The sequence below is a fragment of the Nocardia sp. NPDC047654 genome (assembly GCF_043205035.1).
Lineage (GTDB): Bacteria > Actinomycetota > Actinomycetes > Mycobacteriales > Mycobacteriaceae > Nocardia.
Genome location: NZ_JBIDDF010000001.1, coordinates 540,533 through 559,409 on the forward strand (window position 1 = coordinate 540,533; position 18,877 = coordinate 559,409).

General features: G+C 65.4%; 19 protein-coding genes and 1 pseudogene. 3 read left to right on the top strand and 17 right to left on the bottom strand.

From position 1 onward, the window contains the following. Positions 1-37: 37 nt before the first annotated feature. The 3 genes from ispG to ACGF7Y_RS02510 all read left to right on the top strand — a co-directional run bounded on the left by ispG (position 38) and on the right by ACGF7Y_RS02510 (position 3,987). Complete coding sequence (ispG, locus tag ACGF7Y_RS02500; RefSeq protein ID WP_393228466.1) at positions 38-1,195, top strand: flavodoxin-dependent (E)-4-hydroxy-3-methylbut-2-enyl-diphosphate synthase; 1,158 nt, start codon at positions 38-40, stop codon at positions 1,193-1,195. Positions 1,196-1,261: 66 nt separating this feature from the next. Then, the gene (locus ACGF7Y_RS02505; protein ID WP_084466757.1) at positions 1,262-2,125 is read left to right on the top strand and encodes a GNAT family N-acetyltransferase; all 864 of its coding nucleotides are present in this window, start codon (positions 1,262-1,264) and stop codon (positions 2,123-2,125) included. A gap of 74 nt (positions 2,126-2,199) precedes the next feature. Further along, complete coding sequence (locus ACGF7Y_RS02510; RefSeq protein ID WP_393228469.1) at positions 2,200-3,987, top strand: penicillin-binding transpeptidase domain-containing protein; 1,788 nt, start codon at positions 2,200-2,202, stop codon at positions 3,985-3,987. Positions 3,988-4,171: 184 nt separating this feature from the next. On the opposite strand, the gene ACGF7Y_RS02515 is transcribed toward ACGF7Y_RS02510, so the two are convergent. The 17 genes and pseudogenes from ACGF7Y_RS02515 to ACGF7Y_RS02595 all read right to left on the bottom strand — a co-directional run bounded on the left by ACGF7Y_RS02515 (position 4,172) and on the right by ACGF7Y_RS02595 (position 18,844). Next, the gene (locus ACGF7Y_RS02515; RefSeq protein ID WP_393228471.1) at positions 4,172-5,293 is read right to left on the bottom strand and encodes a hypothetical protein; all 1,122 of its coding nucleotides are present in this window, start codon (positions 5,291-5,293) and stop codon (positions 4,172-4,174) included. A 6-nt stretch (positions 5,294-5,299) separates the two neighbouring features. Further along, the gene (locus ACGF7Y_RS02520; RefSeq protein WP_393228473.1) at positions 5,300-9,232 is read right to left on the bottom strand and encodes a beta strand repeat-containing protein; all 3,933 of its coding nucleotides are present in this window, start codon (positions 9,230-9,232) and stop codon (positions 5,300-5,302) included. Positions 9,233-9,568: 336 nt separating this feature from the next. After that, positions 9,569-9,874: a hypothetical protein gene (locus ACGF7Y_RS02525; protein ID WP_393228475.1), complete on the bottom strand. Its 306-nt coding sequence runs from the start codon at positions 9,872-9,874 to the stop codon at positions 9,569-9,571. Continuing rightward, the gene (locus ACGF7Y_RS02530; RefSeq protein ID WP_393228477.1) at positions 9,871-10,308 is read right to left on the bottom strand and encodes a hypothetical protein; all 438 of its coding nucleotides are present in this window, start codon (positions 10,306-10,308) and stop codon (positions 9,871-9,873) included. Before ACGF7Y_RS02530 ends, ACGF7Y_RS02525 begins: the two co-directional genes overlap by 4 nt. Continuing rightward, positions 10,305-10,526, bottom strand: coding sequence for a hypothetical protein (locus ACGF7Y_RS02535; RefSeq protein WP_393228478.1), 222 nt, complete (start codon positions 10,524-10,526; stop codon positions 10,305-10,307). Before ACGF7Y_RS02535 ends, ACGF7Y_RS02530 begins: the two co-directional genes overlap by 4 nt. A 686-nt stretch (positions 10,527-11,212) precedes the next feature. Beyond that, entirely contained in the window at positions 11,213-11,488 is a 276-nt protein-coding gene (locus tag ACGF7Y_RS02540; protein WP_393230884.1) for an IPT/TIG domain-containing protein, read from the bottom strand. Between the two features lie 28 nt (positions 11,489-11,516). After that, positions 11,517-11,723: pseudogene (locus ACGF7Y_RS02545) on the bottom strand (IPT/TIG domain-containing protein); the annotation flags it as partial. Positions 11,724-11,783: 60 nt separating this feature from the next. Further along, positions 11,784-12,383: a hypothetical protein gene (locus tag ACGF7Y_RS02550; protein WP_393228479.1), complete on the bottom strand. Its 600-nt coding sequence runs from the start codon at positions 12,381-12,383 to the stop codon at positions 11,784-11,786. Continuing rightward, positions 12,368-13,213: a hypothetical protein gene (locus tag ACGF7Y_RS02555; RefSeq protein WP_393228481.1), complete on the bottom strand. Its 846-nt coding sequence runs from the start codon at positions 13,211-13,213 to the stop codon at positions 12,368-12,370. Before ACGF7Y_RS02555 ends, ACGF7Y_RS02550 begins: the two co-directional genes overlap by 16 nt. Beyond that, a complete protein-coding gene (locus ACGF7Y_RS02560) occupies positions 13,213-13,527 on the bottom strand; it encodes a hypothetical protein (RefSeq protein WP_393228483.1) in 315 nt (104 codons plus the stop codon). Before ACGF7Y_RS02560 ends, ACGF7Y_RS02555 begins: the two co-directional genes overlap by 1 nt. Then, positions 13,527-14,087, bottom strand: coding sequence for a hypothetical protein (locus ACGF7Y_RS02565; protein WP_393228485.1), 561 nt, complete (start codon positions 14,085-14,087; stop codon positions 13,527-13,529). Before ACGF7Y_RS02565 ends, ACGF7Y_RS02560 begins: the two co-directional genes overlap by 1 nt. A 391-nt stretch (positions 14,088-14,478) precedes the next feature. Further along, a complete protein-coding gene (locus ACGF7Y_RS02570) occupies positions 14,479-15,255 on the bottom strand; it encodes an ESX secretion-associated protein EspG (RefSeq protein WP_393228487.1) in 777 nt (258 codons plus the stop codon). A gap of 105 nt (positions 15,256-15,360) precedes the next feature. Further along, positions 15,361-16,518, bottom strand: coding sequence for a hypothetical protein (locus ACGF7Y_RS02575; RefSeq protein ID WP_393228489.1), 1,158 nt, complete (start codon positions 16,516-16,518; stop codon positions 15,361-15,363). Further along, the gene (locus ACGF7Y_RS02580) at positions 16,515-16,988 is read right to left on the bottom strand and encodes a hypothetical protein (RefSeq protein WP_393228491.1); all 474 of its coding nucleotides are present in this window, start codon (positions 16,986-16,988) and stop codon (positions 16,515-16,517) included. Before ACGF7Y_RS02580 ends, ACGF7Y_RS02575 begins: the two co-directional genes overlap by 4 nt. A gap of 38 nt (positions 16,989-17,026) precedes the next feature. Then, on the bottom strand, positions 17,027-17,596 hold the full coding sequence (locus tag ACGF7Y_RS02585) for a DUF3558 domain-containing protein (protein ID WP_393228493.1): 570 nt from the start codon (positions 17,594-17,596) through the stop codon (positions 17,027-17,029). A gap of 202 nt (positions 17,597-17,798) precedes the next feature. Beyond that, positions 17,799-17,999, bottom strand: a complete 201-nt coding sequence (locus ACGF7Y_RS02590) for a DUF397 domain-containing protein (RefSeq protein ID WP_393228495.1) — start codon at positions 17,997-17,999, stop codon at positions 17,799-17,801. Next, positions 17,996-18,844, bottom strand: coding sequence for a helix-turn-helix domain-containing protein (locus tag ACGF7Y_RS02595; RefSeq protein ID WP_393228497.1), 849 nt, complete (start codon positions 18,842-18,844; stop codon positions 17,996-17,998). The genes ACGF7Y_RS02590 and ACGF7Y_RS02595 overlap by 4 nt, the downstream gene beginning before the upstream one ends. Positions 18,845-18,877 lie beyond the last annotated feature (33 nt).

Here is an 18,877-nt window from a genome sequence, read left to right on the forward strand (position 1 = left end):
CCAACCGGCCGGACACGACGAAAGTAGGCAGCCGAAGGTGACCAGCACAATCGGATTGGGGATGCCGACCGCGCCCGCTGCGGTGCTCGCTCCCCGGCGTAGAACCCGCCAGTTGATGGTGGGCAACGTCGGGGTGGGCAGTGATCACCCGATCTCGGTGCAGTCCATGACCACGACCAAGACGCACGATGTGAACGCCACCCTGCAGCAGATCGCGGAGCTCACCGCGTCGGGGTGCGACATCGTGCGGGTGGCCTGCCCGCGTCAGGAGGACGCGGACGCGCTGGCCACGATCGCGGCGAAATCCCAGATTCCGGTGATCGCCGACATCCACTTCCAGCCGCGCTACATCTTCGCGGCGATCGACGCCGGATGCGCGGCGGTGCGCGTCAACCCCGGCAACATCAAGGAGTTCGACGGCCGGGTCGCGGAGGTCGCCAAGGCCGCGGGCGCCGCGGGCATCCCGATCCGCATCGGCGTCAACGCCGGTTCGCTGGACAAGCGGATGATGGAGAAGTACGGCAAGGCCACCCCGGAGGCTCTGGTGGAGTCGGCGCTGTGGGAGGCGAGCCTGTTCGAGGAGCACGGGTTCGGCGACATCAAGATCTCGGTCAAGCACAACGACCCGGTGATCATGGTGGAGGCCTACCGTCAGCTGGCCGCGCAGTGTGATTACCCGCTGCACCTCGGCGTCACCGAGGCGGGCCCGGCGTTCCAGGGCACGATCAAGTCGGCGGTCGCGTTCGGCGCGCTGTTGTCCGAGGGCATCGGCGACACGATCCGTGTGTCGCTGTCCGCGCCGCCCGCCGAGGAGGTCAAGGTCGGCGGGCAGATCCTGCAATCGCTGAACCTGCGCCCGCGCAAGCTGGAGATCGTGTCCTGCCCGTCGTGCGGGCGCGCCCAGGTCGACGTGTACACGCTGGCCAACGAGGTGACCGCTGGCCTGGAGGGCATGACGGTGCCGCTGCGGGTGGCCGTCATGGGCTGCGTGGTGAACGGACCCGGCGAGGCGCGCGAGGCCGATCTGGGTGTGGCCTCCGGCAATGGCAAGGGCCAGATCTTCGTCAAGGGCGAGGTTATCAAGACCGTCCCGGAGGCGAAGATCGTCGAGACGCTCATCGAAGAGGCGCTGCGCATCGCCGAGGAGATGGGCGAGGACGCGGTCGCGGGCGAACCGGTCGTCACCGTCAGCTGAGCGCCGCTCACCAGGGCTTTCGGCATAGCCATACCGCATCGCGCCGGTTCGTGGCAGGCTGTCATCGTGCGGAGTCTGCTGGAGCCGGCGCGACGGGCCAAATACGCCCCTGCGCGGCAGCTCGCTAATCGAGATCTTGCTCAGGTGCTGCGTGTGCTGGATGCCGATCCGGTGGCCTCGTGCATGGTCGCCGCCCGGTTGCAGGAATTCGGCCTGGACAGCCGGTGTGGGCAGGGTGAGCTCTGGAGCAGAGGTGGTCCCGCCGAGTCGCTGTGTTTCTCGGGCGCGAATCTGGTGCCGTTGCTGGGTGATCGTGACGCGTTGCGCGCGTTCGCCGATCGGGCGATCCGCTGGCCTCGGATCTGTTCCTCGGTGGTGGGGCGCAGAGAACTGGCATTGCCGCTGTGGGAGATGCTGTCCGGACACTGGGGCCCGGAGCGGGAGCTACGCGGGGAACAGCCACTGCTAGCGCTGGCCCAGCCGCCGCTGTCCACCCCCGACCAGGAGGTCCGCCGGGTGCGCCGCGACGAACTCGATCGCTACCTCTCGGCCGCGATCGCGATGTTCATCGAGGAGGTCGGCGTCGATCCGCGCGCGGGGGACGGCGGCCGCGGCTATCGCCGCCGCATCCAGAGCCTGATCGAATCCGGCCGTGCCTGGGCCCGTTTCGAGGACGGGGAAGTGGTCTTCAAAGCCGAGGTCGGATCACTGTCCCGGCGCACGGGCCAGATCCAGGGAGTCTGGGTGCATCCGGATCATCGGGGGAAGGGCCGTGGCACCGCGGGCACCTCGGCGGTCGCCAACGCGGTGGTCGCTTCCGGCCGCACCGCGAGCCTGTACGTGAACGATTACAACGCGATCGCCCGCCGCGCCTACAGCAGGGTCGGGTTTCGCCAGATCGCGACCTTCGCCACCGTCCTGGTCGACTGAACGCGCCCGTGGGCGCGGCGAATTCCGGAGTGCCGCAGGCATTTGCCCGTCAGTGACTATTACGATCGGTGCCGATGTCGACTCGGACGCTCCTCTCGCTCGCCGTCGCGGCCTTCACAGTGGCCGCCGCCGGTTGTGCGAGCGAACCGCAGGGGCCTGTTCCCGCCGCCGACGCCTTCGTCAAAGCGTTCGCCGAGCATCGGGTGAGCGCTGCCGCGCAACTCACCAACCTGCCGGAGAAGGCGAGCGACGCGTTGCGTTCCGCGTGGGATCAGCTTCAGGCCGAACAGCTCACCGCGCGCACCGGGGCGGCGCGCGTGACCGGGGACACCGCGACCGTCGACTACACCTACGAGTGGCGGCTGCCCAAGAACCGGATCTGGAAGTACACGGGCCAGCTGCAGATGGGCCGCAGCAACGGGCGTTGGATGGTTCGCTGGACGTCCTCCGACATCCACCCCAAACTCGGCGACACCCAGACCATGGCGTTACGGACCAACCCGCCGCCGCGGGCGCGGGTCAACGAGCAGTCCGGCAGCGACGTCATGGTGCCCGGCAAGGTTTCCCGGGTCACGTTCGTCGCGGCCGACGCCGCCGACCCCGCGTCCGTGGCCACCACGCTGGCCGCCGAGCTGCACCGCTTCGACAGGTCGCTGACGCCGCAGTCCATCCTCGACGAGGCGAAGGCGGCCAAGGGCGCGTACACGGTCGCGCTGCTCAACGAGACCGAATCCGGCCAGGTGACCACCGATCTCATCGGGCTGCCCGGTGTCACGCTGACCCAGCAGTGGGATCTGGTCGCCACCGATCGGGAATTCGCGCCCGATCTGCTGACCCAGGTGCGCAAGACGGTGATCGCGGAGGTGGACGGCAAGGCGGGGTGGAGCGTGGTCACCATGAACTCCAACGGCGCCGACACCGATGTGCTGATGGAAGTGCCCTCCCAGCCCGCGCCGTCGTTCTCGCTCAGCATCGACCGCAACGTGCAGAACGCCGCCCAGCTCGCCGTGCGGCCGCGTACCGAGCAGACCATGATGGTGGTGCTGCGCCCGTCCACCGGCGCGATTCTGGCGGTCGCGCAGAACAGGGCCGCCGACCGGGACGGTCCCCTCGCGACGATCGGCCAGTACCCGCCCGGTTCGGTGTTCAAGACGGTGACCGCGGCCGCGGCCATGTCGAACGGCCTCGCGACGCCGGACACGGTGCTGCCGTGTCCGAGCCGAATCGTCATCGGCGAGCGGACCATCCCCAACTACAACCTGTTCACCGTCGGCGATGTGCCGATGTCGACCGCCTACGAGAGGTCCTGCAACACCTCGTTCGCCGAACTCGCCAGTGAGCTGCCCGGCCCGGCGTTGCACGAGGCCGCGGCGAAGCTCGGTGTCGGACCCGTCTATTCGGTGGTGGGGCTGCCGACGGCCTCCGGCTCGGTGCCGCCCTCCGACGACCTGATCCAGCGCACCGAGGACGGCATCGGTCAGGGCAGAGTGGTGGTCAGCCCGTTCGGCATGGCGCTCATGGCGGCGACCATCGCGCACGGCTCGGCGCCCGTGCCCTACCTGATCGCGGGGCGCCCCACACAGATCGACGGTGACCGCCCGGCGCTGGCTCCCGACGTCGTCGAAGGATTGCGCGCGATGATGCGCAAGGTGGTCGTGGGCGGCACGGCCGAGCGGATCGCCGATCAAGGCGCGGTCTACGGCAAGACCGGCGAGGCCGAAGTGGACGGCGGGTCGCACTCCTGGTTCGTCGGTTACCGTGGCGATATCGCCTTCGCCACCCTGCTGGTCAAAGGCGGCAGTTCCGATAATGCCGTCGCCGTGACACGGGACATGCTGGCGGCGTTGCCCGCCGGTTACTGATAGGTTCTCGCGCCCAGACGGGAAGGACCCAGATCGGGACTTCGCGGTGCCGCGGCACGGGAGAGCGTACCGCCCGAATCGATATCGGCCGATGGTGCAACGGTGTCCTCCTGCCTCGTGCTCGGACCGCGCGGCCCGGACAGCCGTTGTCGGGACTGTCCGGGCCGACGGGTGTGCGTGCCTTTCATTTCCTCTCGGGCGCAGCGATCAGCAAATGTTCCAAACTGGTCATCCGGTCCGAATATTCGTCCACGCCGACGACCGCGACGAATTCGCGATCCCCGACACGGTGCTGGAGGGAAAGCCACGAGTTGGCGAGATACCAGCCCGCTCCGGCGGTGCCGCGTGGCCGCAAACCGCCGCAATAGATCCAATAACGATCGGGATGCTGATCCGCGCTCGGTCGTACTCGCGCGACGATGCCGATATTCCGGTCGTCGTTCGAGTCGTACCGGCTGCCGTCGGTCAACTCCAGACGCACCGCCGCGGAGCCGTCCTCTGCGCCGCTGTCATGGATGGTGAACAGCGGGTTGTCGACGAGATGCGGATACAACCGGGTGCAGTTGTTGCCGCCCAGCCCGAAGCTGATGTACGGACGGTCGTAATGGGTGACCAGGTAGCGGTCGCTGCGGACCTCGGCCCGAATACTGGTGTGGCGCTGAAGCAACGAGAACATGTACAGCAGCCCCCGGAAATCGCTTTCCGCCACCACGGAGGGGATATCCACGGGACGATCCGGGAAACCGCCCTCCTGCTTCCCGAATACTCGCCGCCGGGAGATCCCCGCCGCCCGCAGTGCGTCCACGGACGACCTGGTCAGCTCGAACGACGGGTACACCAGAGTGGTTCCCCTGGTGCTCGTCTCCATCCCGAGAAAAGCCTCGAGCCGGACATCGGTGCCGGAATAACCCGGCCCGAGCGATCCCATGCCGTCCGGTGTCGAGTTGGCCATCTGGAACAATCCTTCAACCGTCCAGCCGGGAAACATCCGCTCGAGCACCCGGCAGTGATAGTCGCGCGGAAGGCCGATCATGCGACCGGACAACCACTGGTAGTACTGCGCTTTCGCCGGCCCATGCCCTGGGGGAATGGGCGGGTCCAGCTGCGCCGCGCAGCGGTCGTACGCGACGAGAAAATCTGGATGACTTTTCAGATGCCGCTCCGCTAGCAGCATCTTCAGTACGGTCGCCAACGGAAACCCCCTTACCCCTGCAGCCTCCGTCGACGGTGACGGAGACTCTGTGTATTGGCTCAACCGCAACGAAACTGGGCCGCCGGCAAAAGCGCGCCGACGGCCCAGCCGCATCAGCCGTCAGATGTAGATGAATGGGAGACCATTACTGGTTCCTCCGGAGCTGGTCGCGGTGATTTGCACTGTTCCCGTTCCGGCGGGAGTGACGGCGGTGATCTGCGTTGCGGAATCGACGGTGAACGAAGTTGCCGGTGTGCCTCCGAATTCGACGGAGGTGGTGCCTGTCAGGTTCGTCCCGGTGAGGACGACTGTCGTTCCACCGGCCGCCGGTCCTACATTCGGAAGCACGACCGCGAGTGCCGGAACCGCGATGTAGGTGTAAGCGAGGCCGTTGCTGGTTCCGCCGGAGGTGGTGGCGGTGACTTGCACCGTACCGGTCCCGGCGGGCGCTACGGCGGTGATCTGCGTCGGTGAGTTGATCGTGAACGAGGTCGCCGGCGTGCCGCCGAAGTCGACCGCCGTGGTGCCGGTCAGATCAGTCCCGGTGATGACGACAACGGTTCCGCCCGCTTCCAGACCGACGTTCGGAAGCAAGGTGGTCAGGCTGGGCGCCGCGAGATAGGTGTAGGCGACGCCGTTGCTGGTCCCACCGGGGGTGGTGGCGGTGACCTGCACGATTCCGGTACCCGCGGGCGCGACCGCGGTGACCTGGGTGGCGGAGTCGACGGTGAACGAGGTCGCCGGTGTGGCGCCGAAGTTCACCGCTGTCGTTCCGGTCAGGTCGGTTCCGGTGAGAACGACCGTCGTGCCGCCCGAGGCCGGTCCGACGCTCGGCAGCGCCGTGGTCAGGGTGGGAAGCGCGACGTAGGTGTAGGCCACGCCGTTACTGGTTCCACCCGCGGTGGTCGCGGTGACTTGCACGGTCCCGGTTCCCGCCGGTGCGACGGCGGTGATCTGGGTGGCGGAGTCGACGGTGAACGAAGTCGCCGGTGTACCACCGAAATCGACGGCCGTGACTCCGGTCAGTCCCGTGCCGGTGAGGACGACGGTTGTGCCGCCCGATGCCGAGCCCAGATTCGGCACCGCCGTGGTCAAGGTGGGAACCGCGACGTAGGTGTAGAGCACGCCGTTGGTGGTCCCGCCCGGAGTGGTGGCGGTGATCTGCACGATGCCGGTCCCCGCCGGTGCGACGGCGGTGATCTGGGTGGGGGAGTCGACGGTGAACGAGGTCGCCGGTGTGGCGCCGAAGTCGACCGCCGTGGTGCCGCTCAGATTTGTTCCGGTGAGGACGACGGTCGTGCCGCCGGAGACCGAACCCAGATTCGGTACCGCCGTGACGAGGGTGGGAAGCGCGACGTAGGTGTAGGCCACGCCGTTACTGGTTCCACCCGCCGTGGTCGCGGTGACTTGCACGGTCCCGGTTCCCGCCGGTGCGACGGCCGTGATCTGCGTGTCGGAACCGACGATGAACGAGGTCGCCGGTGTGCCGCCGAAGTTCACCGCGGATGTGGTGGACAGACCCGTCCCGGTGAGTACGACGATCGTCCCTCCCGACACCGGGCCCACATTCGGCACGTCCGTGGTAAGCGTGGGTACCGGGATGTAGGTGTAGGCCAGGCCGTTGCTGGTTCCACCGGCCGTGGTCGCGGTGACTTGCACGGTCCCGGTTCCCGCCGGTGCGACGGCGGTGATCTGGGTGGCGGAGTTGACCGTGAACGAGGTCGCCGGTGTGGCGCCGAAGTTCACCGCGGTTGTTCCGGTCAGTCCCGTCCCGGTGAGGACGACGGTTGTGCCGCCCGATTCCGTACCCACATTCGGCACCGCGGCGACGAGAGTGGGCACCGCGATGTAGGTGTAGGCCACGCCATTGCTGGTTCCGCCGGGGGTGGTGACGGTGAGCTGCACGGTGCCGGTTCCCGCCGGAACGATGGCCGTGATCTGGGTCGCGGAGTTGACGGTGAACGAGGTCGCCGGTGTGGCGCCGAAATTCACCGCGGTCGCTCCGGTCAACCCGGTGCCGGTGATGATCACCGTCGTGCCACCGGTCGCCGGGCCCACATTCGGCACCACCGCGGTGACGGCGGGTACCGGAATGTAGGTGTAGGCGACGCCGCTGCTGGTTCCGCCCGGGGTGGTGACGGTGAGTTGCACGGTCCCGGTTCCCGCTGGCGCGACGGCGGTGATCTGGGTCGCGGAGTTGACGGTGAACGAGGTCGCCGGTGTGGCGCCGAAGTTCACCGCGGTCGCTCCGGTCAACCCGGTGCCGGTGATGACGACCGTCGTGCCGCCTGCTTCCACGCCCGCGTTCGGCACCACCGCGGTGACGGTGGGCAGTGCGACGTAGGTGTAGGCGACGCTGTTACTGGTTCCGCCTCCGGTGGTGACGGTAACTCCCACGGTCCCCGTTCCCGCCGGTGCGACGGCGACGACTTGGGTGTCGGAGACGACGACGAACGAGGTCGCCGGTGTGGCGCCGAAGTTCACCGCGGTTGTTCCGGTGAGCCCGGTGCCGGTGATGACGACCGTCGTTCCGCCGGTGACCGGTCCCACGCTCGGAACCACCGTGGTGATGGCGGGCACCGCGACGTAGGTGTAGGCGACGCCGTTACTGGTTCCGCCCGCGGTAGTGACGGTGAGTTGCACGGTCCCGGTTCCCGCCGGTGCGACGGCGGTGATCTGGGTTGCGGAGTTGACGGTGAACGAGGCTGCCGGTGTGGCGCCGAAGTTCACCGCGGTCGCTCCGGTGAGCCCGGTGCCGGTGATGACGACCGTCGTCCCGCCGGTGACCGGTCCTATGTTCGGGACCACCGTGGTCAGCGCGGGGACCGCGATGTAGGTGTAGGCGAGCCCGTTGCTGGTTCCGCCGGGTGTCGTGACGGTGACCTGCACGGTCCCGGTCCCCGCCGGCGCGACCGCCGTGATCTGGGTAGCCGAGTTGACAGTGAACGAGGTCGCCGGTGTGCCACCGAAACTGACCGCCGTCGCTCCGGTCAGATTCGTTCCCGTGATGACGACCGTCGTTCCCCCGGTGACCGGACCGGTGTTCGGCACCAACGTGGTGATGGCGGGCACCGCAACGTAGGTGAAGGGGAGGCCGTTGCTGGTTCCGCCGGGTGTCGTGACGGTGACCTGCACGGTTCCCGTGCCGGCCGGTGCGACGGCGGTGATCTGGGTATCGGAGTTGACGGTGAACGAGGTCGCCGGTGTGCCACCGAAACTGACCGATGTGGCAGTCGACAGGCCTGTTCCGGTGATGACGACCGTGGTTCCGCCGGTTGTCGGTCCGGTGTTGGGTGCGAGGCTGGTCAGCGCGGGGACACCGGCGTAGGTGTAGGTGACGCCGTTGCTGGTTCCGCCCGAGCCGGTGACCGTCACCTGTACGCTCCCCGTTCCGGGTGGCGCGACGGCGGTGATCTGAGTGGGGGAATTGACCGTGAATATGGTTGCGGTATTGCCGAACCGGACAGTCAATGGGCCGGTGAATCCCGTGCCGGTGATCGTGACCGTGTTACCGCCCGAGGCGGGCCCTGCGGTCGGCGAAATCGCGGTGATGGTGGGTACGACGACGTAGATGAACGGCACCGCACCGCTGGTGCCACCCGGTCCGGTCACCGTGACCGGCACGATCCCCGTTCCGGCGGGTGCGACAGCCGTGATCTGCGTGTCGGAGTTGACGGTGAACGAAGTCGCCGGTGTGCTACCGAAGTTGACGGCGGTGGCGCCCGTGAAGCCCGACCCGGTGAGGGTGACCGTCGTACCGCCCCCGGTGGAGCCCTGATTGGGATTTATGCTGTTCAGCGCGGGGACCGGTACATAGGTGTATGCGACCCCGTTGCTCGTTCCGTCCGAGTTGGTCACGGTGACCTGCACCGTACCTACCGATCCGGCGGGAGCTATCGCCGTGATCTGCGTCGGAGAGTTGATGGTGAAAGTGGTCGCGGTGTTACCGAACCGGACGGTCATGGGGCCGGTGAATCCGGTACCCGTGATCGTGACGTTGGTTCCCCCCGTGGTCGGTCCTGAAGTCGGGGAGAGGGAAGTGATGGTAGGCATGGGGCTGCCTCCTTGTCGCCGTGGTGATAATCCTCTGCACCGGGGGGCGCCCGCCGCTGTTCAGCAGCCCGGCTATCTCCATTAACTCCTTTGAATCGGTGCCTGGCAACGTGTCTGATGATCCGTTTTGGTCCGTTTTCGGATTGGCAACGGCGCGTCGCGATGTGACGTGAACGTCCTGGCAGGCGTTGTGACAGCGTTCTTTTCGACGGGGCTTTGCCACCGCTGCCGGAGGGCGCGCCAGCGGTGAGCCCGCCGAGGGTCGCGTTGCTGGCGAACGATTGGCGACCAACCGGAACGTCCGTCAACGTTCCGTCCGGAAAGCGGCTTCTCGCGTTACAGGAACAGCTCCGGTGGATCGTCGAATTCGATGCCCGCCTGCCGTGCCTGGGTCACCATCTTGCGATCCCACTCGCGGTGCACCCGCAGCGCCATGCGGAACTCGCCCATCTGCTCGGACATCTGCTGAGTTTGGGAAATGGCGAGGTCGCTCAGGACTTTCGCGGCGTCGGCCTTGGTCTTCGTCATGTGAGCGTCGACGTCGCCGCGCTTGAACCACGCGGTGACGGCCGCCGACAGTACCGACGAGCTGGCGATGAGGACGAGCGCCGCGAAGATCGGCGACTGCTGGATGATGTTCATGGCGCCTCCCGGATCTTCACCGAGCGCAGCGCCCGGACGTCCTGCAGTACCTGTCGGCGCTTCCACAGGAACGCGATGCCCAGCGCGATGGGCAGCGGCCCCCCGAGAACCGTGGCCGGACCGATGGTTCGGTGCTGGATCTGCAACAAAAGCAGTTGCGCGCCGAAGGCCACCAGTGACCAGCCGAGCGCCCCTAGGCCGACCTGCTCGACCAGATAGCCCCAGACGCGCCGGGCGAACAGACCGACCAGCGTCGCGACGCAGCCGATCAACATGAGGACGAGCCACAGCGTGCGGAATCCGGTCGGCATGGCCGTGGTCGCCGATGCGGGCGGCGGGCCGTAGATGCACTGCAACAGCATCGAGACACCGAACACAGCGCACAGCACCACCTCGAAGGGGTCGTGGCGGGTCCTTTCCTTCGGGGTCCTCATGCTGGTTCACCGCTGTCCGGTGGCGCCGGGCTGACCCGGTGGCGCGCCGACTCGACCGCGGGCAGGCCCAGAGCCGCCGCGGCGATGGCGAGGACGAAACCCGAGAGGTCGGACGAGAGGACGCCCTTGGTGACCCCGTAGCCGATCAGCGCCGCCAGCAGCGGGTACAGCAAGGCGCGGACGGGCTCGCTGTGCAGGATGGTGATTACTTTGTTCATCGGTTCTTCCCTTTCTTTCTTGTTGTGGCACCGACGGTGCCGTCGACCGATCGCGGATTCCGCCGTCCGAAAGCTGTGCGTTCGTGAGGTTGGCCGGATTTCGGCCCGGTGCGGCGTCCGGATCGCGTTGTCGCAGGCCCCCCACGCCATCTAGGTGAACCCGTGTGCGGTGAAGGAGGGTTCGTGGTGCGGCGCTGCGGCCCGCATCGGAGCGGTGCCGTCCACTGGATTGCCGGTTGTCGCCGTGACGCGAGGACCCCGTGGTTTGTGTCCCGAGGGCGGGGAGAGGAATGTAGGCATAACGCTGCCTCCCTGTTTGCTGGTTCCTCCGTGCCGGGGGTGTCCGACGGTAGTCGTGAACCGGTTAACTCCGTTATGCCCCAGGATCTGCGGGTCGGCAATGCGTCGAATGATCCGTTCTTGTCCGTTTTCCAGATTGTTGCCAGGTATTGACCAGTGCCGCGGCTCCGGCGTGAACACATCGTGCGGCCTTGCCGCAGCGACGATCTCATCGGCGTGGCCGGTCGGGGTGGTCGACCATGACTTCGGCTAACCGGTGCTCCGAGCGAAATATGCTCGCGCACAACACCTATCGCTGTATCTATGTCCGTCTCCTCGGCAGCGGATCATGTCTGCTCGCAGGCGCCGGTGTGTGCGGGAGCTTCAGATGATGCTGGTCGGTCTGTTCAATGCCGACTCGGGAGAGCGTCGGAGCCGATCGGACCCAACGCGATTGGGCCGTCGCCGGAACCCCGGCGACGGCCCGTGAGCTGTCTCGATCCGACGCAGGTGTATGTGCGGCCGTTGCTGGTGCCACCGGAGCCGGTGACGGTCACCTGTACGTCTCCCGCCGCGTGGGCCGGAGCGATGGCGGTGGTCTGCGTCGACGAGTCGATCGTGAGGGTCGTCGCGGTGCTTCCGAACCGTACGGTCGGCGGACCGGTGAACCAGGTGCCGGAAATCGTGACGCTGTTCCCGCCCGGGGCCCGAAGCCGGGACGATCGCCGTGATGGAGTCGATGATGAAAGTTGTTGCGGTGGAGCCGAAGCGCACCGTCGGCGGGCCGGTGAATCCCGAACCGGCGATCGTGACGCTGGTGTCGCCCGTAGCGGGGGCCGAAACCGCCGCCGGACTCCAACGCCTGATCGGGAGCGGATATCGTGGAGCCGGTAGTAGCGCATTGCGTCTGAGGGGGATTCCTCGACCGGCTGAAAGCCAACCAAGCGCGTTGTCGTTCCACGCCCCAAGCGAGAGCGATCAGCCCTTCAACGTGCGGATCATGTGCACCAGTGCTTGCGCGCCCTCTTGTGTCGGTTTGTCATCTCGCGTGATTTGGTCTTCGGTGGCTCTGAAGTGGAGTTCGCCCTTCCAGCCGTCGAGTGTGGCGATGAGGTCGACATCGAGCAGTGTGGTGGCGTGATCGCCTCCCTTGGGCAGTGGCTCGGTAGCCACCTTGATGGTCGCGCCGTCCACAGTCAGAACCTTGGTCGGGTAGTTCTCTGTCGTCGCGGGAGGTGTGGACAGGGTGTGACCACTGGTGACGCGAAACAGCGATACATATCCGAGGGAAGACAGCCATGCGGAACCGTCCGCCTTCTCATAGAAGCACCCGTTACCGGTGCCGATCTCATCGGTCAGTGCCTTTCCGCCAGCACCGACGCTGACCCTTAGATTCTCGGCACCAGCTCGGGTGATGAAAAACGGTTTCGTAGAGTCGCACAGCTCCTGGATGGTGTGGCTGCTCGTCGGTATCTCATACTCTTCGGGATGAGTGTGGGAAAACAGATCGCAGGCCGAAAGTAGCACCGCCACCGCCGAAATGGTCAGCAGTTTTCGCAGGTTCATGTCGCCTGCCATTCAGAGCTGGGAGATTTGGTGTTGAAGTCGTCGGAAGCGCTACGCGGCCACCGATTGTTATGAAATCCTTTCTGACTTTCTGTCGATTCCTTGATCTTGCCGATACTCTGCCTTTGCAAGAGGAGGGCATCTGTAAGATTTTTTGTGTACTCGACGGCGCTGCTGATTGCTTTTCCGAGGATATCAATCGTATCGGAAATCACCATCGGAGCGGCGACGAAGGTGACGATCTTGGCAAGAGCTGTCCCGAGTTTTATGAGCAGGTCCGCGATGTCCGTGACGATCTTGGAATAGAAGTCCCAAGCGATGTCCGATACCTTGGCAAGTGCTTCGGTCATCTTGTCGCAGGTTGATTTTGCGGAATCCATTGCGGTGTCCTGGAGTGTGCGCGCCGCTGTGTACTTGAGTGCCGCCGCTCCTGTCCAGTAGCCGATGACGTTCCCGTTGTTCACCTCGTTGTTCTGCGCGCCGCCGATCTTCCCCTTCAGCGTCGTCCATGCCTCGCTCGTCCGCAGGAAGGCGATGGGTGCCTTCAAACTGTCGACCGCGCCCTGCAGCTTGTCCAAGAGCTCCTGGATCTTCTTCTTGATCTCTTCCTTGTGGTCCTGCATGTAACCGGTGAAGTCGTCCTCGGTCATCGCGCCGTAGACGGCACCTGCTACCGCACCCGTCATTCCGAAGAATGTCGCTGCCTCGACCTCGGCGGCGGCGATGGCCGCCTTCCGGAATGCCTCATCCACCTTGGCGGGTTGGCTCCTGATCTCCGCGATCTGGTCCGAGAACCTATCGAGTACCGTGTTGATCTCGTCCAGAGACTTCGTCGCACCCATCAGTAATCCGCTTCCAGCTCGATCAGGACGTTCGCGAAGTTCTGGTCCTGCTCCTGATATACCTTGGCGACATGGTCCAGAACTCTGGCGATGGAATCGGTTTCATCTCTTCCCTCGACCAGTCTGTCGTACATATACCGTGCGGCCGCCATCTGAGCCTCCCAAGCTTCTTGGAACAGTCCCCAGGCGACGTCCTGGTGACTGAAATGGATGCTCTGCGCCTCGGTAGCGGCGACGGTGAGGGCATCCGACGCGTGATCCCAGGCTCTGGCGGCCTTGACGAGTTGGTTCAGATCCGCTGAGAAATTGACCATTACGAGTTCCTCATCAGGTAGCGCTTGTATTCCGCGAGTTCGTGTTCGAGCGCATCATCGGTGCGGTCGGCCCATGTCCCGTCCTCGTGGAACCGTGGGCGCTGTTGCCGGATCTGATTCGCGCAGTCGAGGATGTCGTGCGCGATGTAGGACGGGCTGGCCGTGGCCGCCCACCGCGGATCGATCTCGATACTGCCGATGCGCGAGATGCTCGCGGCCACCGTGATCGAGGGCACTCCGGAGTCGGTCACCGGCCCTCGCCCTACGAATTCATCACTCATTCGCAGTGATCGTTCGACCATCTCGTATTCGGCGAGCGATCGGGTGTCGAGGAGCGTGATCAGTTGTGTACGGCGAGAAGGGGATACGGTCAGTTCGGTCCATCTGCCAGATGCGATGACCGGCGCGTCATGCCGCCACAGCGCCAAATAATAGCCGGTCATCGCCGCCGCGGAGAGGTCCGGTGGATCAAGGCGGTCATGGATATTCCGGCTCACATCGACGTTTACCGGAAGGCGGTCTTCGTCCAGATTCATTGTGAACACGCCGACTCCGATCAAGCCAGTGGCCACACTTCCCCCTTTGTCTTCACTGCAGTGGGATTGTTCTGCCGAATGGTCGCTACCGAATCAAGTGACAAACGGGCTGCAATTCATCGCGGCGCCGCAGGTCACCAGCCCCCTCGCGGCCAGCCGTGCTGCTCCAGCAATCCAGTGGTTCGTTCCCCTCAGGCTGTTGCCGAACAGACACTACCGTTCTGTTTGCTGCCCCGGCAAGGGCGAGGTCACGTCTTGGACGCTCGGTCCTGCCGCAGCGTGCTTCGCCGCGAGAACCACACTCGGGCAATACCATGCGCCCCGGCAGAGTCACGTGGAGACGAGGCTCGGTCGCGTACGGACGCACCGCCGCTGGATCCAGTCCCCGCGCGACCGGCGAGCAGCGGACCCACGCCTACCAGGTTTCGGGGCGGGTGGATTCGAGGTGTTCGAGGGCCTGGGTGATCCAGGTGGTGAAGTGGGTGGTCAGGTCGGTGGGGGTGGTGGGGCGGACGGTGATGTGGTCGGTGCGGTGTTCGGTGTAGCGGCCGTCGTCGGAGATGTCGTGCCATTGGAGGACTTTGGTGGGTTTTGTGCGGGTATGTAAGGGAGCGGTGAGGAGAACGGCGGTGCCGCCGCCGTCGACGGGGCGGCCGAGGAGGCGCTGGTATTGCTCGCGGGGAGTGTTGCGGGCATTGTCGTGGAGGTAGGTGTCGCGGCGGGGGGTCAGGTCATGGGGGTGGAAGGTGGCCGGTCGCTCGGCTCCGGGGGCGCAGGGAGGGATGGCGTTCACGAGGCGTGCCGGGAGTTGATCGGCGGGGAACATGCGTGCGCGGATCGGGCCGTGCTCGGTTCGATTGCCCGCTTGGCTGAGGACGACGGCGCGGTAGCTGTCGCGTGCGCCGAGGATCCGGTACTCGCGGATGTCGTCGGGACCGGTGCTGTTCTTGTGCTTGCACGTGCCGCCGAGGATTTCGATGCGGAGGTGGGAGTCGCCCAAGGTGCGGAAGGCCGCGGCGATCTCGTCGCGTTCGTCGGCGGAATAGCGCTCCCACACGGCGGTGCGGTGGGCGGCGAAGTCGTCGCGGAAGGCGAAACGACTGGTGTAGCGCAAGGGGCCGGGGATGCGATCGTGGGCGTCGCCGAACCAGAGCGCGGCGAAGTCGTCGGGATCCCAGGTCCATTCAGCCATGTGAGGTCCAATCCGGCCGCGTGAAGGCGGCCAATGTCCACGCGCGCACGCCCGCCGCCGATACGCGATTCGGGCGCGCGCGAAGTCGAGAAGGGTGCGGCCCGGTCAGTCGGGCGTGCCGCCGATGACGCCGCCGGGCAGGGTCCTCGGGACTTCGCCGAGCAGCTCGTCGGTGTTCTCCTGGGTGATCAGGTAGTCCGGTGTCTTGTGCTCGGATTCGTCGTCCTTGCCGCCGCCGCGAGCACCGGGGGCCATCATGCCCGGCGTACCGCTCGTGCCGCGGACCGAGGTGTTCGTTGTCGCAGCCGGATTCACCGATGTGCTCGGGGTGCCCGGTGCGCCCGCGATGCTGCGCCCCGGTTGCGGCTGGTTCGTGGTGCTGGGAGTTCCGGGACTGCCCGGGGAGCCCGGGCTGTGCGGAGTCGGCGTGCCGGCCGGCACGGTTTTGGTCGGGTCAGTGGTACTGGCGGGAGTCGTCGACGCGGGGTCGACGCCTGCGGGTGTGGTCGAGGTGTCCGTCGCTGTCGTGTCGGAGGATTGTTCGTCCTGCGTCGACTCGACGGTGGACTGCGGCTCCTCGGTGCTCGTCTCGTCGGGCTTGCCGTCGCCGTCCTCATCGCCCGGGGTACCGGAATCGGTGGCAGTAGGGCTGGTGCCGGGGTCGTTTGTCGTGGGTCCGCCACTGTCGTCGCTGTGGTATCCGCCCGGCGGGGGCGCTGGAATGTCCACCGATGCGGTCGGGCCGACCGGAGTGGGCAGCACCGGGATCTTGCCGTCCATCTCGCTGAACGGCTGTACGTAGAACTCCTTCATCGCGACCCGCGCGGATTGCTCGGCCTCGGACCGGTCGTCCGACAGAATCCAGCGCGTCGGATGAAAGATCCTCTCCCCGACGGAGAACTCGACGAGGTCCGGGAGCGCCTTCTTCGTATCGGCGATTGCGGTGGCGGCGTCGCGGACCCGGCAGTACAGCTCATCGAGGGAAGTCGTCAAATTCTGCGCTTCACTGGTGTACTTGGCGATCGCGCTCTTGGATTGCTCCGCTGCGGGGCCGGACCAGGCTTGAGCGATGGAGGTTTGGATGGAGCGGGCGAAGGTTTCCACACCCTGCTCCCATTCGCTGCGAGCCTGCCAGTACTTGTCAGCTTGCATGAAAGCGCCACCGTTATCGAGCGGCTTGAACGCATCGTTGATCTCGGAGTGACCCCAATTGTCGGGATGCTCGCCGCCATTCGGAATGCGCGGGCTCTCGTAGGCGCTCATCTGCCTGTTCCATCCGGAAGTGAGACGGGTCCTGCCGGACGCTGGACGGGTGGTCGCTCCGGAAGTGTTGTGTTCAGTCGCTCGAACTCCGCAGCAAAGTTGCTGTCCGCCTGCATCATTCGATCGCGGGCTATCCGGTGTACCTCTTGGATGTCCTCGACGATGCGATAATGGTCGTCCAAGATCGCGTAGACGCTGTTGTTATCGGCCGCGCCCCTTGCCTTGTCCTTGAAGCGGTCGACCAATGTGGACCCTGACACTAATTTTTGATCTGTCTCGCCAAGCCCCCACGATGGTTGTCGCGAGACCTCATCCATCATCATCTGAATACGGCGGATCGTACGTTTGAAGTAATCACAGTCGCGATCGATGTAGACGAAGTCTTCCGCTGTCATCTGGACTGCGACGTTACCCTCACGCGCCGCCGTGACCAGATTCGCCATTGGCCTGGTCGGCTGGTCGTCACCCATGTTCACCCCTCCCGGTGAGTCTGATCAAGACCAGTTGGTTATGCGTTCGTAGGCATTGAGGGAACAACCTTTTCGGCCAACGTGCGTGCAAGCTCGCATGTATCGAGCGAGCCAGTATTGCGATTCGATGCGGGGTTGCTGAGATTGATCTCCAAGCTGCCGCCCTTCATCTCGACGTTGATGGTGCAAGCTTCTTTGAGACGTTCCGCAACCTGCCGTGTCGAGATCGACGGACGGCCGGCGATGAGAAACTCACGGGCGTCGGCAAAGTTCTTATTCCGAACCATGTCCACGTTGATGTTGGTCGTCTGAATGGTGGCCGCGTACCCGTCTGTCTGAACCCACATGCATCCGCGCCATTTCACACCGCCGGTGGCTTCGGAGTTGTCGGGTGTCTTGTCGAGCAGCTTTTCCGAGTCCAAGACAGCCTCGGGGACGTCTTCGCACGGCCGGTAACCGGAGGGCACGTCAGAGGCGAGGCTCGGTGCCGAGGATGGGGTGCTTTGTCCAGTCGGTTGATCGTCGCCGTCCGAAGTCGAGCATCCCGCCAGTGCCACGATCACGCCGAGAACGGGAATAATCAGGCGTTTGCTGGACCTGCTTGTCATCGAACCCCCGCCGCCGGTACTGGTACGCCCTTCCCGGGAACGGAACCGGCTCCTCCGCCCCAGCAGCGAGTGTCGACGCTACCGGGGGCTTCCGGCAGGTGCAAGCGGCAGGACATGGACATTTGACTCACCGGCACCACGCCCCGGCACATCCGGCGAGGGAAGGCCGGGGCTGTGGTCGACGGGCTTGGCTACGGTTCGGTCAGCTGAGTTCGTCGGTGGCTACGTGTGTCGTGAACCCGTCCCACACGCTCGGCGTGAACACAAGTGCCGGGCCAGCGGGATTCTTCGAATCGCGCACCCCCACCGAACCTTCGCGCAGGAAAGCGACCTCCACGCAGTCCCTGTCCGCGCTGCTGTAGCTGCTCTTGAACCAGGTGGCATCGGATAGGCTGGCGCTCATTCGGCATACTCCTTGGCGATCTTGCGGATGAGGGCTCGGCTTCTCTCCTGGTCGAGGGCCGATCGCAAGAGGTCGGCGAACGCCTGGCGGTGAGCCCGGACCTCGTCGGGCTTCTCAAGATACAGGTCACCGGTGAATCCCTGCATGTAGACGACCGGTGGCTCGGTGAGATGGGCGATCGGGTGCTGCGGGAAGTCGAGAATCACGAACGAGCCGACGTTCAGCCCGGCGTATGCCTCTGCCACAAGTGGCACCACATGTATCGAAACATTCGGTTGTTCACCGACTCGTATCAAATGCTCGAGCTGGTCTTCCATGACCGAGGGCCCGCCGATCGCCCGGCGCAGTGCGGATTCATCGATGACGGCTTCGAAGCGTACCGGGTCAGAGTCATTGTCCAAGCGCGCTTTCCGCTGCCTGAAAGCTTCCATTTTCCGCTCGACCTCCGATCCGGACATCGCCGCGAAGCGGACCCAGATCAGGGCACGCCGATACTCGTCGGTTTGCAGCAGTCCGGGGAGGAGGGTTGTTTGATAGGAGCCGATGCGTTTGGCTGTCGCCTCCAACTCCACGAAGAGGTTGAAGTCCTCGAGGATGGTGTCGTTGAACGCATGCCACCATCCGGTGCGCTTGGTCTCCTCAACCAGGTTGAGCAGGATGGCGGTGCGTTCTTCGGACGCCCCGTATAGCTTGCACAGCCCCTCCACGAACAGGGGATGGAGCCGGACCGGCTGCCCGGTCTCCATCCGCCACAGCGTTTGTTTGCTGACGTCGATCGCGTCACGGGCGTACTCCGCGCTGATGCCCGCGCTGATCCGCATCGCCCGCAGCTGCCGCCCCAGCATCCGACGGGGCAGGGTGGAACCTGTTGAAGTCAC